Raw genomic sequence first — 13,615 nt, 5'->3', positions numbered from 1 at the left:
TCCCATCACACCAATCGGCGGTTTGCCGCGCTAAGCTGAGCATCTACTTGTTTAGCGGAGTCCAGCATGTCCGAGTTAATTCTGCACCATTACCCGACATCCCCATTTGCGGAAAAGGCTCGCCTGCTGCTGGGCTTCAAGGGCTTGTCCTGGCGTTCGGTGCACATCTCGCCGGTGATGCCCAAGCCCGACCTCACCGCGCTCACCGGCGGCTATCGCAAGACGCCCGTGTTGCAGGTGGGCGCCGACATCTATTGCGACACCGCCTTGATTGCCCGGCGCCTTGAGCAGGAAAAATCCTCACCGGCACTGTTCCCGCTCGGCCAGGAAGCAATCACCCGCACCTTCGCCGCCTGGGCCGACTCCGTGGTGTTTGCCCATGCGGTCAGCCTGGTGTTCCAGCCGGAGTCGGTGGCAGTGCGTTTTGCCAAGTTGGCGCCGGAAGCGATCAAGGCGTTTATCGCCGACCGTACCGCCTTGTTCAGCGGCGGTTCGGCGACACGCATCCCGGCGGATCTGGCGCGCCACCAATGGCCGGCGATCATGGCGCGGCTGGAGCAACAGTTGCAGCGCGAGTCGGGGGACTTCCTGTTTGGCGAGCCGTCGATTGCCGACTTCTCCCTGGCCCATCCACTGTGGTTCCTCAAGGCCACACCAGTGACCGCGCCGCTGGTGGACGCCTATCCGGCCGTTTCGGCCTGGCTGGGCCGGGTGTTTGGTTTTGGCCATGGCACCTCCAGCGAAATGAGTTCGGAACAGGCGCTGGAAGTGGCCCGCAACGCGGCACCGGCGGCCTTGCCTGAAGAGTTGTTCGTCGACCCGAACGGCTTCAAGGCCGGCCAGCAGGTGACCCTCTCGGCGACCGATTATGGTGTCGACCCGGTGGCCGGGGAACTGCTGTTTACCGGCAGTGAAGAGCTGATTCTGCGCCGCACCGACGAACGCGGCGGCACCGTGCATGTGCACTTTCCACGCTTCGGATTTCGGATCCAACCGGCGTGACTGAAATTATTTTCAAATCAGTGTGAGGTAAACCTGTCGGCCATCCGTGTAGTGCTTGAAACTGCGATTAATTCGCATTAACAGCGCTTTTTACACACGGGTTCTCAAGCATGAAGTCCAGGGCAACGTCGGCGGGTTCGGTTAAACAGTGGCTGGGAGCCTCGGTATTGGCAGTTTCGGGGCTGGCGCTGCTGCCTCTGGGCGTGGCGCAGGCGTCGCAGGCGGAGCAACAGAGTACGCAGTTCAACTTTGCCCTGGCTGCCAAGCCGCTGCCGCAGGCCTTGAGCGACTTCACCCGGGTGACCGGCATCAGCGTGGTCTACACCGACGAAGCGCCCTACGCGATCAAGGCCCCGGCCATCACCGGGCAAATGAGCGCGAGCCAGGCCATGCAGCGTCTGCTGGGCAATTCCGGCTTCACCTTCCGCCAGATCGACGCCCGCACCCTGGCCCTGGAACCGCTGCCGACCGACGGTGCGCTGAACCTCGGTGCCACCACCATCAACGGTGCCGACCAGGCCTCGGATACCACCAGCTACCAGCCGCCGCCCACCAGTTCGGTGATGCGCTCCCACGGCTTGCTGCTGGAAACCCCACAAACCGTCAACGTGGTGCCGGCCCAGGTGATGCGCGATCAACAGCCGCGCAACCTCGACGATGCCCTGACCAACATCAGCGGCATCACCCAGGCCAACACCTTGGGCAGCACCCAGGATGCGGTGATGTTGCGCGGCTTCGGCGATAACCGTAACGGTTCGATCATGCAGGACGGCATGCCGCTGGTGCAGGGCCGGGCGCTGAACGCCACCGCCGAGCGCGTCGAAGTGCTCAAGGGCCCGTCGTCGTTGCTGTACGGCATCCAGGACCCGGGCGGCGTGGTCAACGTGGTCAGCAAGAAACCCGAGCTGATCCAGTCCACCTCGCTGACCGTGCGCGGTTCGACCTTTGGTGACGGCAAGAACGGCAGCGGCGGCAACCTCGACACCACCGGGCCCATCGGTGACAGCGGGTTGGCGTATCGCCTGATCGTTGACCATGAAGACGAAGATTACTGGCGCAACTTCGGCACTCACCGCGAGAGCCTGATCGCGCCGTCGCTGGCCTGGTATGGCGAGAGCACCAAGCTGTTGTTTGCCTATGAGCATCGGGAGTTTCTCTCGCCGTTCGACCGGGGGACTGCGATCAGCCCCACCACAAACCATCCGTTGGATATCCCGGCCACTCGCCGCCTGGACGAACCGTTCAACAACATGGAGGGCCGTTCGGACCTGTACCGCTTCGAAGCCGACCATGACCTGAACGACGATTGGAAAGCCCACTTCGGCTACAGCTGGAACCGCGAGACCTACGATGCCAGCCAGGTGCGCGTCTCCGCAGTCAGCGCCAACGGCACCGTGACCCGCAGCATGGACGGCACCAAGGGCGCGCTGACCACCGATCGCTTCGCCACCGCGAGCCTTGAAGGTAAGGTGAACGTCGCCGGCATGCAGCACGACCTGACCTTCGGCCTGGATGACGAGTACCGCAAGATCTACCGTGCCGACCTGATCCGCCAGGCAAGTCGCGGTACGTTCAACTACAACGATCCGGTGTACGGCGGGGAAGTGGCGGGCACCACCGTCAGCGCGGCCGACAGTAACCAGACCGACCTGCTGCGCAGCGACTCGTTGTTCTTCCAGGACGCCATTCACCTGACCGACCAGTGGATTCTGGTGGGCGGTGCGCGCTATCAGATGTACGACCAATACGCCGGCAAGGGTGTGCCGTTCACGGCCAATACCGACGGCAACGGCCAGAAATGGGTGCCGCGTGCGGGCCTGGTGTATCGCTACACCGATGAGCTGTCGTTCTATGGCAGCTACACCGAGTCGTTCAAACCCAACTCGACCATTGCTCCACTGGCCAACAAGATGGTGCTGGATGGCAGTCTTGAGCCCGAGCAATCGAAGGCCTGGGAGTTGGGCGCCAAGCTCGATTTGCCTGGACGCATTACGGCGAGTGCGGCGCTGTTCAATATCGACAAACGCAACGTGCTGGTTCAGGTCGGTGATGGTGCAACCTCGGTTTACAGCGTCGCTGGCAAGGTGCGTTCCCGTGGGCTCGAACTGGACGTCAGCGGTCAGTTGACCGACCAGTGGAGCGTGATCGCAAGCTATGCCTATACGGACGCGGTGGTGATCGAAGACACCAAGTACAAAGGCAATGACCTGCAGAACGTCGCGAAGAACACCGGCTCGCTGTCAGCGGTGTATGACTTCGGCAGCATCATCGGTGGTGACCGGCTGCGGGTCGGCAGCGGGGCGCGGTATGTCGGGCAGCGCGCCGGCGATGCGGGCAATACTTTCGACCTTCCGGGTTACACCGTGGCTGACGCGTTCGCCACTTACGACACCAAGATCGAAGGGCAGAAGGTCAAGTTCCAGCTCAACGTGAAGAACATCTTCGATAAAACCTACTACACCTCGGCAGTCAGCAAATACTTCGTCTCCATCGGCGACGCACGTCAGGTGTCCGTCTCCAGCACCCTGGAGTTCTGATGAAGCATTGGCTACTGGCAGCACTGTTGATCAGCGGAGCGTCTTGGGCCGATGACTCAACCTATCATCGCGAACACCGGGTGACGCTGCCCGGTTCCGCCCACAGCTGGGGCTTTGTCGGGCTGGACCCGACCCGGCCTTATCTGTTCGTGGCGCGCCGGGAAAACGGCCTCGGCGTGTTTGATGTGAAACGCCAGCGCCTGGTCAAGACCGTGGCGCAGTCCGAAGGCGCCAATGGTGTGGTGTTCGTGCCCGAGGTGGACCGGGTATTCGTGCTCAACACAGACGGCAGTTTGAGTGTGGTGCAGTTATCCACACTCAAGCCCCTGAAGTGCATCCCGGTGGCGCAAAGCAACCTCAACAGCGCGGTGTACGAGCCCTCGACCGGCAAGGTGATTATCGTCAGCGGGCGTCGGGCGGATCGTTCGACGCTGTTTGAATTTGACCCGAAGCAGGAGCGGATCACCGGCGCCCATGAGCTGGCGGTGAAGAAAATCGACCCGTTGCTGGTCAAGGGCGATGGCAGCTTCTTCCTGCCGATGCGCGATGAAGGCAAGGTCGCCCGTTACTCGGCGAGCACCTTTGCGCTACTCGACACCTGGCAGTTCGCCGATTGCCCCAAACCCAGCGCCCTGGCCCAGGACGTAGCACGCCAGCGACTGTTCGTGGCGTGCCGCGGTGAGGCGCCAGTGTTGATCGTCGCCGACCGGGAAACCGGTGAAGTGAAGGCGACGCTGCCCATCACCCGCGACGTCAACGCCCTGGCCTACGACCAGCAGCATCGACGCTTGCTGATCCCCAGTGGCGTCGACGCCAACCTGACGCTGGTGGATCAACTGGATGCCGATCACTACGCTGTGCGCGCCAGCATCAGCACGTTGCCGACGGCTTACAACATGGCGTTCGACCCGGCGAGCCAGCGGGTATTCCTGCCGGCCATGGACTTTACCCAACCGGCGCCGAGCAAGGCCGAGCCCAAGCCAGACCCGCTGTTTCACGCCAATACATTTTCCGTAACCACCCTGGGCCTTGATTGACCGGGAGGAATTCCACAAGCTGCGCACTCTCGAAATTCAAGGAATACCAGGTTTATGCGGTTGGGACGATGGACACACGCCAGCGGGCTGCTGCTGGGCTTGAGCTTGTTGCTGGGCGGCTGCGCCACGGCGCCGAACACTTCCACCAGCGACACCCTCGACCAACTGCTGGCCGACCCGGCCCTGCACGGTGCCAGCGTGTCGGTGATGGTGCGCGATGCCCGCAGTGGCAGCACGCTCTACCAACACAACCCGCACACGCGGCTGACCCCGGCCTCCAGCCTCAAGCTGCTGACCACTGCGGCGGCGATGGATGTGCTGGGGCCGCAGTACCGTTTTGCCACGCAGGTGTTGAGCACTGGCACCCGACAGGGCCCGCAGCTTAACGGCAACCTCTACCTGCGCGGCCTGGGCGACCCGACGGTCCAGTGGGCGGATTACCAGGCGTTGGCGGCCAGCCTGGCGCAGCAGGGCATCAAGCAGGTGCAGGGCGATCTGGTGTTCGACGACACCTTTTTCGACGCCGAGCGGCTGGGCACCGACTGGTCCCAGGACGATGAAAGCACCTACTACGGCGCGCAGATTTCGGCGCTGACGGTGTCGCCCAATGACGACTTTGATGCGGGCTCCCTGATGGTCACGGCCAAGGCGCCGATGGTGGCGGGGCGCCCGGTGACGGTGGAGATCAGCCCGGCGACCGACTACGTACAGATCAGCAACCGTGCCGTCAGCGGCGCGGGCAACAGCTATGGGATCAATCGCCAGCACGGCACCAACCTGTTGCGCCTCAGTGGCGCGTTGGCGCCGGGCAAGCAGAGCCGGCAATGGGTCAGCGTTTGGGAGCCGACGCAACTGGTGGCCAATCTGTTCGAGCAGGCGTTGGTGCAGCAGGGGATTACGGTGCAAGGGCGTCGTGTTATAGGCGGTGCGACGCCGACCACCGCAACGGTGCTGGCGATGCATGAGTCGGCGCCGTTGCAGGAGTTGATCACGCCATTGCTCAAGCTTTCCAACAACAACATGTCTGAAGCATTGCTCAAGACCATGGGGCGCAAGACGGCGAATGCCGGTACCGCGCCTGCCGGTGTAGCGGCAGTGGCGGGGTTTTTGAAGCGCCAGGGGATTGATGCGGGCACGTTGAATCAGGTCGACGGTTCGGGGTTGTCCCGGCGTAACCTGGTGTCGTCGCAGAACCTGACGGACCTGCTGCTGGCCGCAAGCAAACAGCCTTGGTTCAACGCCTGGTACAACGCGTTGCCGGTTGCCGGTAATCCGGAACGCATGGTGGGCGGCAGCCTGCGCTACCGCCTGCGGGGCACGGCGGCGCAAAACAACCTGCACGGCAAGACCGGCTCCATGAGCGGCGTGTCGTCGTTGACCGGTTATGTCACCGATGCCAAGGGGCGCAAGCTGGTGTTTTCGATGGTGACCAATAACTACGTGGTCGAAGGTGCGCGGGTCAAGGCATTGGAAAACCGCCTGGCCACGGTGCTGGCCAACAGCACGGCCTATTGAGCACCGAAGATCAAAATGTGGGAGCGGGCCTGTGTGGCTGGGTAGATTGTATTTCAGGGCAGAAATGCCTGCCGGTATTCCCCAGGCGTCGCGCCCATCGCCTGGCGGAACCGGTTGGTAAAGTGGCTGGCACTGGAAAACCCGCACGCCAGCGCAATCTCACCCAGCGGCAACGACCCGCCACGCAACAGCTCCCGGGCGCGCGCCAGTCGCCGCGCCAGCAGGTACTGGTGGGGCGGCAGGCCAAAGCTCTCGCGAAACATCCGCGCAAAGTGGTACTCCGACAACGCACACAACCCCGCCAGTTGCCCCAGGGTGACCGGCTCGGCCAGTTGCTGGTCGATGTACTCCACCAATTGCCGGCGCTGGTGGGCAGCGAGTCCGCCCTTCAAGCGCAAACCCTCACGCATCCCCACCTGGCTGAGCAAGGTATGGCTGAGCATTTCGTGGGCCAGGCTGCTGGTCAACAAGCGTTCGCCGGGCTCTTTCCAGTTCAGGCTGATCAACTGGTGAAAACGCCGGGCCTGCTGGGCATCGTCCAGGAACGTGCTCTCACGCAACAGCAACTCCCGCGGCTCGCGGTCCAGCAGCGTCACGCAGCCGAGGGCGAATTGTTCCGGGCTGAAATACACATGGGCCAGACGGATCTCGCCATTGATCACCCAGGCGGACTGGTGGTCAGCCGGCAGGATGCACAGCTTGTCCGGGCCGCCCTTGGTACCGGGCTGGTCACGGCGAAAGGTGCCGGTGCCACCGCCGATGTAGCAGGACAACGTGTGGTGGTCGGGGGCTTCGTAATCCTGGGCGTCGTGATGGTTGCTCCACAAGGCTGCAGACAAGCCGTCACCGAGCTCGGCGCACAGCTCAAGGCGAGCGTTGGGCGAACGGTTGAGGGATTGAAAGACTTGCAGGGTTTCCAGTGGCGGCATATTCGTACTCTCTGACGGCTTGCATCCTACTCCCAGCGGCGGTGGCTGTGAGCCCGGCAGCCGACAAAAGCGCAAGAATCTGCAAGCGGCCTGCCGCCACCCGGGGCGACACTGTGGCTCAACCCTCGGAGCCCGCCATGAACCTTTTCCTGTATTTACTCACCGTACTGATCTGGGGCACCACGTGGATTGCTCTCAAGTGGCAGCTGGGGGTGGTGGCTATTCCGGTGTCCATCGTCTATCGCTTCGGCCTCGCGGCGCTGGTGCTGTTTGTGATGCTGCTGCTCAGCCGCAAGCTGCAGGTGATGAACCGGCGCGGGCATTTGATCTGCCTGGCCCAGGGTTTGTGCCTGTTTTGCGTCAACTTCATGTGCTTCCTGACTGCCAGCCAATGGATCCCCAGCGGCCTGGTGGCGGTGGTGTTCTCGACGGCCACCTTGTGGAACGCGCTGAACGCGCGGGTGTTCTTCGGTCAGAGGGTTGCACGCAATGTGTTGATGGGCGGCGGTCTCGGCTTGCTCGGCCTGGGGCTGTTGTTCTGGCCGGAGCTGGTGGGGCACACCGCCAGCCCGCAAACCTTGCTCGGTCTGGGCCTGGCGTTGCTTGGCACTATGTGTTTCTCGGCGGGCAACATACTCTCGAGCCTGCAACAGAAGGCCGGCCTCAAGCCGCTGACCACCAATGCCTGGGGCATGGCCTATGGTGCCTCGATGTTGGCGATGTACTGCGCGGTGCAGGGCATTCCGTTCGACATGGAGTGGAACAGCCGCTATATCGGTTCGTTGCTGTACCTGGTGATCCCGGGTTCGGTGATTGGTTTTACCGCCTACCTGACGCTGGTCGGCCGCATGGGGCCGGAGCGGGCGGCGTATTGCACCGTGCTGTTCCCGGTGGTGGCGCTGAACGTCTCGGCATTTGCCGAGGGCTATCAGTGGACGGCGCCGGCGTTGGCGGGGTTGGTGCTGGTGATGCTGGGGAATGTGTTGGTGTTTCGCAAACCCAAGGCTGGCGCGCCAATCAATCCTGTCTACAAGGCGAAGCAGGTCTAGTGTGGGAACTGTCGAGCCCAAGCGAGGCTGCGATGCGGGCGCTGCGGCCTTGCAGGTGCACCGCGGTGATGCCATCGCAGCCTCGCTAAAGCTCGACAGCTCCCACATTTAATCCCTTTTGTCTGAGAACCAGAGCTCGTTATTTCAGGCCCAGGCGCTTGGCCATCCGCCCCAGGTTGGCCCGGTCCAGGCCCAACTCGCGGGCCGCGCTGGCCCAGTTGTGCTGGTGGCGTTCCAGGCAGGCACTGATGACCTGGCGCTGATAGTTCTCGGTGGCCAGGCGCAGGTCGCCGGTGACGTCCGGCACGTCGTCGGGCTGCTTGTCGATCGGCGGCGCGGTGACGTTCGGCAAGTCCAGGTCTGCCGCGCTCAGGCTGAGGATCTTCGGCCGTTCCCGGCAATTGCCCAGCGCTTTCAGTGCGCTGCGGCCGATCAAGTGTTCCAGCTCGCGCACATTGCCCGGCCATGTATAAGCCAGCAGCGCCGCCTGGGCATCGCTGGTCAGGCGCAAGCTGCCCAGGCCCATGCGTGAGCGGTTCTGTTCAAGAAAAAAGCCGGCCAGGAGCAGCACATCGCGCCCACGCTCGCGCAACGCCGGGACTTGCAGCGGGTACACACTCAAGCGGTGGTAGAAGTCGGCACGATAGCGGCCACTGCGCACTTCTTCGGCTAAATCCCGGTTGGTGGCGGCGATCAGGCGCACATCTACCTGATGCTCCTTGTCCGACCCCAAGCGCTGCAACTGGCCGCTTTGCAGCACCCGCAGCAGCTTGGCCTGCACGGTGAGGGACAATTCGCCCACTTCATCCAGAAACAGCGTGCCGCCATTCGCCAGTTCGAACTTGCCCCGGCGCTCATTCAGCGCGCCGGTGAACGCCCCGCGCACATGGCCGAACAGCTCGCTTTCCACCAGGGTTTCCGGCAGGGCGGCGCAGTTGAGGCTGATCAGTGGTTTCTCGGCGCGGTTTGATGCGGCGTGGATCGCCTGGGCCACCAGTTCCTTGCCCACGCCGGTCTCGCCGGTGATCAACACGGTCAGGTCGCTGCCGCCCACCAGGTTGATTTCTTCTACCAGGCGTTTGTGGGTTTTGCTTTGGCCGATCATTTCCTTGTGCTGCTGGCCACTGGCCTGGCGGTAGATTTCGGCCCGCTGGTGTTCGTCTTCGGCACGCAGTGCCAGGCGTTCGATGCGTTCGGCGACATTGACCGTCGCGGCGGCGAGACTGGCGAAGGCTTGCAGGGCGTCCAGTTCCACCCGCTCAAAACGCTCGGTGTCGAGGGCATCAAGGGTCAGCAGACCCCAGGGCTGGTCGTCGACAAACAGTGGGCAGCCCATGCAGTCGTGGACTTCCAGGTGCCCGTGCAGGCCATCCACCAAACCGTCGTAGGGGTCGGGCAGTTCGCTGTCGCTGTCAAAGCGGGTAGGGCCGGGGCTGCTGAGCAGCACGGCAAAGCGCGGGTGCTCGCTGACCTTGAAACGCCGGCCAAGGGTGTCGGTGCTCAAACCGTCCACCGCCAGCGGCACCAGCCATTCACCGTCGAGGCGCAGCAGGGCGGCGGCGTCACAGGGCAGCAAGGCGCGCATGGCCTGGAGCAGGCGCCGGTAACGCTCGCCTTCGGGCAGCTCGCGGGACAGGTCGGCGACGAGGGGCAGCAGGGTGGTGAGCAGTGGTTGCGCAGTCATAATGACTCCTTGTAGTCATAGTGACTATAAAATGCATGAGGTCATACTGACTACATATAATTTAAGTTGTTGATTTATATGTATTTATTAGTTGGCATGAATACTGAGTAACAAAGGGTAATCAGTAAGAAGCCTCAGGAGTCTGCCATGCTTAGTGCCCAAGACCGTGCCATCGTCAAATCCACCGTGCCGCTGCTGGAAAGCGGCGGCGAAGCTCTGATCACTCATTTCTACCGCATGATGCTGTCCGAATACCCGCAGGTGCGCCCGCTGTTCAACCAGGCCCACCAGGCCAGCGGCGACCAGCCCCGGGCCCTGGCCAACGGCGTGCTGATGTACGCCCGGCACATCGACCAGTTGGACCAGTTGGGTGACCTGGTGGCTAAGATCATCAACAAGCACGTGGCCCTGCAGATCCTGCCGGAGCACTACCCGATTGTGGGTACCTGCCTGTTGCGGGCGATTTCTGAAGTGTTGGGCAGCGAAATCGCCACCCCTGAAGTGATGGCTGCCTGGGGCGCTGCCTATGGCCAACTGGCCGACATTTTGATCGGTGTCGAAGCGGCTATCTATAAAGAGAAGGAAGAAGCGCCGGGCGGCTGGCGCGGTGCGCGTTCGTTCAGCCTGGTCAAGCGAGTGGAGGAGAGCGCGGAAATTACCTCGTTCTACTTCGCGCCTGTGGATAACGGCCCGATCCTGGCCGCCGAGCCTGGGCAATACATCGGCATGAAGCTGTTGCTGGATGGCGAAGAAGTACGCCGCAACTATTCTCTGTCGGCGCGTGGCGACTCGGGCCAGTACCGCATCAGCGTCAAGCGCCAAGCCGGTGGCCGGGTGTCGAACTACCTGCATGACGAGTTTCAGGTGGGCGCGACCATTGACCTGTTCCCGCCATCGGGTGAGTTCACCCTGGCAGCCAGCGACAAGCCATTGGTGCTGATCAGCGGCGGCGTAGGCATCACGCCAACCCTGCCGATGCTCGAAGCTGCCCTGGCTACCGAGCGTCCGATTTACTTTATCCATTGCGCACGCAACGGCGGCGTGCATGCGTTCCGCGAGTGGGTGGATGGCCTGGCCGCGCAGCACCCGCAGCTCAAGCGCTTCTACTGCTATGCCGAAGATGATGGCGTGAGCCCGGCGGCGGACAAGGTCGGCCTGCTCAGCCAGGAGCAACTGGCGGCGTGGTTGCCGCAGGAGCGCGACGTGGATGCGTACTTCCTGGGGCCTAAAGGCTTCATGGCGGCGATCAAGCGTCACCTGAAGGCCCTGGGTGTGCCGCAGAAGCAGAGCCGGTATGAGTTCTTTGGGCCGGCATCGGCTTTGGAATAACCCTTACCCCCTATGGTCTTGTGATTATCTGTGGCGAGGGGGCTTGTCCCCCGTTGGAGTGCGCAGCGCTCCCATTCTTTTGGGGCTGCTGCGCAGCCCAACGGGGGGCAAGCCCCCTCGCCACAAAGGACTCGGTCGCAAGGAAGTTTCGAAACAGTTCCCCAGATTAATCCGCTGTTAACCCTCCCTGTTTAAACCTCCTCACGCCAACAGCTCAACTTTCGCATTCCACGTGTAAACTTGCGGCCATTGGCACAACCATCATTGGCTAAAGGGAAACGGGGATGATCGACGAATTGCGTTTGGGCAGGGAGCGACGCTTTCTGGTACTGCTGGGCATCATCTGCCTGGCGCTGATCGGCGGGGCGCTGTACATGCAGGTGGTACTGGGCGAGGCACCTTGCCCGCTGTGCATCCTGCAACGTTATGCCTTGCTGCTGATCGCACTCTTCGCCTTTATCGGTGCCGCCATGCGCACCACCCGCAGCGTTACGGTGTTTGAAGCACTGGTAACCCTCAGCGCCCTCGGTGGTGTCGCCGCCGCCGGCTATCACGTGTACATCCAGTACTTTCCGAAGGTCAGCTGCGGCATCGATGTGCTGCAACCGATTGTCGATGGCTTGCCGCTGGCATCGGTGTTCCCCCTCGGTTTCCAGGTGGACGGCTTCTGTGAGACGCCTTACCCACCCGTCCTTGGCCTGTCCCTGGCTCAGTGGGCGCTGGTGGCCTTTGTGCTGACCGTTATCCTGGTACCGCTGGGCATTTACCGGAATCGCCAGGGCAAAGCCTGACCCGAAACCACCAAACGCCCCGGCCTTCCGATAAAGAAGGCCGGGGCGTTTTTGTTTGTAGGCATTTTGTGAAGGCGCCGTGACGCGGGGCAAGATTGGGTGCGCGCAGCATGCGACATGTTGTCACACGGAAGCTGTCGCAGGACGTTTCTGACCCCGGGAAACGCGGCAAAAATTTGCACCAAGCGGCGTTTTGTGGCTGTCAGTTCGTCGTTTGGTCGGTGCCGCGAAGGGCGTGAGGTCGGCGACATTGGCAGATGTACGAATGCCTTGTTTTCAGGGCACTTGGATCCGTTTTTGATGCCCTTACAGCCTGTAGGGGAAGTGGCGAAATGCCCAATAACACGGCATTTTTTGTGGTTTTTGTCGAGAATCAAACGCGATACGATCGCGGACCTTTGCAATAATGGTGAAGGATTATTGCTGGAAACGATAAAAATTATTTCTGGATAAGACATGGTTTATACATCGCTAGCTAACTACAATCGCCCGCACTGAATGTCCGGTGCTGCTCACCCCTGAGCAAACTAGGGCGGTCGAGAAGCGGATGTAACGTTTCATGCGACCCCAGGTGCCGGCAGCCTTTCAACTATCCGCACCAAATGGAATTGGTCTGTAACAAGGCCTTTGACCAACGAATTCGAATAAGAACTCACCGCTAGCCCGGGACGTGTCGATTCGCGCAAGGTGCGACGGGCAGGCCCTTATTCAATCGAAGAGAAATGCCAACCCTTGGCAGGGTGAAGTGTTGGCGATCAAAACCCAACTGCATTGCGCAAGCTGCTTTAGAGGTCGTGAGATGAGTAAAAACAGGTACCCCCGATTACTAGGCTTTTTGCCGCTGCTCGGCATGCTGTTAATGCTGGGAGGCTGCAAGTGGACCTTGCTCGACCCCAAAGGTCAGGTCGGTCTGGATCAACGCAACCTGATCATCACCGCCACCCTGCTGATGCTGTTGGTTGTGGTGCCCGTGATCATCATGACGTTCGCCTTCGCCTGGAAATACCGCGCGTCGAACACCAGCGCGACCTACGCGCCGAAGTGGTCGCACTCCACCAAGATCGAAATCGCGGTGTGGCTGGTCCCGATCCTCATCATCATCGCCCTGGGTTACATCACCTATAAGTCGACCCACGAGCTGGACCCTTACCGTCCGCTGGACTCCGACGTCAAGCCGATCAACATCGAAGTGGTTGCGCTGGACTGGAAGTGGCTGTTCATCTACCCGGACCTGGGTATCGCCACTGTGAACCAGATCCGGTTCCCGGAGAACACCCCGCTTAACTTCCGGATCACCTCCGACGCCGTGATGAACTCGTTCTTCATCCCTGCACTGGGCGGCCAGATCTACGCGATGGCAGGCATGCAGACCCGCCTGCACCTGATCGCGAACGAAAAAGCTGAAATGGAAGGCATCTCCGCCAACTACAGCGGTGCTGGCTTCACCGGCATGAAATTCAAAGCGATCTCGACGAGCCAGGAAGATTTCAACGCCTGGGTAGCCGAAGTCAAGGCCGCACCTAAACAGCTTGATCAAGCTGAATACGAGGCCCTTGCCAAACCAAGCCAGAACAACCCAGTCGCCCTGTACTCCACGTACGAGCCGGACCTGTTTCAGAAAATCGTCGACAAGTACGAAGGTATGAAGCCAGGCAAGCCGATCGAGCACGAGAAGAAAGAAGTGGCCGCGGTTGAAGGTTCTGACACGGGCTCGCATTCAACTGCTGGGGCAGAGGAGTAAA

General features: G+C 61.6%; 10 protein-coding genes. 8 read left to right on the top strand and 2 right to left on the bottom strand.

Going from position 1 to position 13,615, the window contains the following annotated elements; all coding sequences use genetic code 11:
• Nucleotides 1–66 precede the first annotated feature (66 nt).
• The 4 genes from CEC48_RS13185 (at nucleotide 67) to dacB (ending at nucleotide 6,091) form a co-directional block, all read left to right on the top strand.
• Nucleotides 67–1,002, top strand: a complete 936-nt coding sequence (locus tag CEC48_RS13185) for a glutathione S-transferase family protein (protein WP_088424148.1) — start codon at nucleotides 67–69, stop codon at nucleotides 1,000–1,002.
• A 110-nt stretch (nucleotides 1,003–1,112) separates the two neighbouring features.
• Nucleotides 1,113–3,539, top strand: coding sequence for a TonB-dependent receptor (locus CEC48_RS13180; RefSeq protein WP_088424147.1), 2,427 nt, complete (start codon nucleotides 1,113–1,115; stop codon nucleotides 3,537–3,539).
• Nucleotides 3,539–4,576: a hypothetical protein gene (locus CEC48_RS13175; RefSeq protein WP_088424146.1), complete on the top strand. Its 1,038-nt coding sequence runs from the start codon at nucleotides 3,539–3,541 to the stop codon at nucleotides 4,574–4,576. Before CEC48_RS13180 ends, CEC48_RS13175 begins: the two co-directional genes overlap by 1 nt.
• Before the next feature lie 54 nt (nucleotides 4,577–4,630).
• Nucleotides 4,631–6,091 (top strand): D-alanyl-D-alanine carboxypeptidase/D-alanyl-D-alanine-endopeptidase, encoded by a 1,461-nt coding sequence (gene dacB / locus CEC48_RS13170; RefSeq protein WP_088424145.1) that lies wholly within the window; start codon nucleotides 4,631–4,633, stop codon nucleotides 6,089–6,091.
• Between the two features lie 53 nt (nucleotides 6,092–6,144).
• Here dacB and CEC48_RS13165 read toward each other — a convergent pair whose 3' ends face one another.
• A complete protein-coding gene (locus tag CEC48_RS13165; RefSeq protein ID WP_088424144.1) occupies nucleotides 6,145–7,020 on the bottom strand; it encodes a helix-turn-helix domain-containing protein in 876 nt (291 codons plus the stop codon).
• Nucleotides 7,021–7,157: 137 nt separating this feature from the next.
• On the opposite strand from CEC48_RS13165, the gene CEC48_RS13160 reads away from it, so the two are divergent.
• On the top strand, nucleotides 7,158–8,069 hold the full coding sequence (locus tag CEC48_RS13160; protein WP_088424143.1) for a DMT family transporter: 912 nt from the start codon (nucleotides 7,158–7,160) through the stop codon (nucleotides 8,067–8,069).
• A 139-nt stretch (nucleotides 8,070–8,208) separates the two neighbouring features.
• On the opposite strand, the gene norR is transcribed toward CEC48_RS13160, so the two are convergent.
• Nucleotides 8,209–9,753, bottom strand: a complete 1,545-nt coding sequence (gene norR, locus CEC48_RS13155; RefSeq protein ID WP_088424142.1) for a nitric oxide reductase transcriptional regulator NorR — start codon at nucleotides 9,751–9,753, stop codon at nucleotides 8,209–8,211.
• A 147-nt stretch (nucleotides 9,754–9,900) separates the two neighbouring features.
• Between norR and hmpA the strand changes: the two genes are divergently transcribed.
• From hmpA to cyoA, 3 genes are all read left to right on the top strand, one after another.
• Nucleotides 9,901–11,082 carry an NO-inducible flavohemoprotein gene (hmpA, locus tag CEC48_RS13150; RefSeq protein ID WP_088424141.1) on the top strand — a complete coding sequence of 394 codons (1,182 nt, stop codon included), beginning with the start codon at nucleotides 9,901–9,903 and terminating at the stop codon, nucleotides 11,080–11,082.
• Nucleotides 11,083–11,366: 284 nt separating this feature from the next.
• On the top strand, nucleotides 11,367–11,873 hold the full coding sequence (locus tag CEC48_RS13145) for a disulfide bond formation protein B (RefSeq protein WP_088424140.1): 507 nt from the start codon (nucleotides 11,367–11,369) through the stop codon (nucleotides 11,871–11,873).
• A 799-nt stretch (nucleotides 11,874–12,672) separates the two neighbouring features.
• Nucleotides 12,673–13,614 (top strand): ubiquinol oxidase subunit II, encoded by a 942-nt coding sequence (cyoA, locus tag CEC48_RS13135; RefSeq protein WP_088424139.1) that lies wholly within the window; start codon nucleotides 12,673–12,675, stop codon nucleotides 13,612–13,614.
• Nucleotide 13,615: the final 1 nt, after the last annotated feature.

It is taken from the genome of Pseudomonas sp. K2I15 (assembly GCF_002204795.1).
In the GTDB taxonomy this organism is placed as follows: Bacteria; Pseudomonadota; Gammaproteobacteria; order Pseudomonadales; family Pseudomonadaceae; genus Aquipseudomonas.
Note: the sequence above shows the minus strand (reverse complement) of the source record. Positions and strands in the feature narration are given on the sequence as shown.

Bases quoted from the DNA above. Each gene is read 5' to 3' on its own strand.
- CEC48_RS13180 (WP_088424147.1), top strand. From the start codon at position 1,113: ATGAAGTCCAGGGCAACGTCGGCGGGTTCGGTTAAACAGTGGCTGGGA.
- dacB (WP_088424145.1), top strand. From the start codon at position 4,631: ATGCGGTTGGGACGATGGACACACGCCAGCGGGCTGCTGCTGGGCTTG.
- hmpA (WP_088424141.1), top strand. From the start codon at position 9,901: ATGCTTAGTGCCCAAGACCGTGCCATCGTCAAATCCACCGTGCCGCTG.
- CEC48_RS13160 (WP_088424143.1), top strand. From the start codon at position 7,158: ATGAACCTTTTCCTGTATTTACTCACCGTACTGATCTGGGGCACCACG.
- CEC48_RS13175 (WP_088424146.1), top strand. From the start codon at position 3,539: ATGAAGCATTGGCTACTGGCAGCACTGTTGATCAGCGGAGCGTCTTGG.
- CEC48_RS13165 (WP_088424144.1), bottom strand. From the start codon at position 7,020: ATGCCGCCACTGGAAACCCTGCAAGTCTTTCAATCCCTCAACCGTTCG.
- norR (WP_088424142.1), bottom strand. From the start codon at position 9,753: ATGACTGCGCAACCACTGCTCACCACCCTGCTGCCCCTCGTCGCCGAC.
- CEC48_RS13185 (WP_088424148.1), top strand. From the start codon at position 67: ATGTCCGAGTTAATTCTGCACCATTACCCGACATCCCCATTTGCGGAA.
- CEC48_RS13145 (WP_088424140.1), top strand. From the start codon at position 11,367: ATGATCGACGAATTGCGTTTGGGCAGGGAGCGACGCTTTCTGGTACTG.
- cyoA (WP_088424139.1), top strand. From the start codon at position 12,673: ATGAGTAAAAACAGGTACCCCCGATTACTAGGCTTTTTGCCGCTGCTC.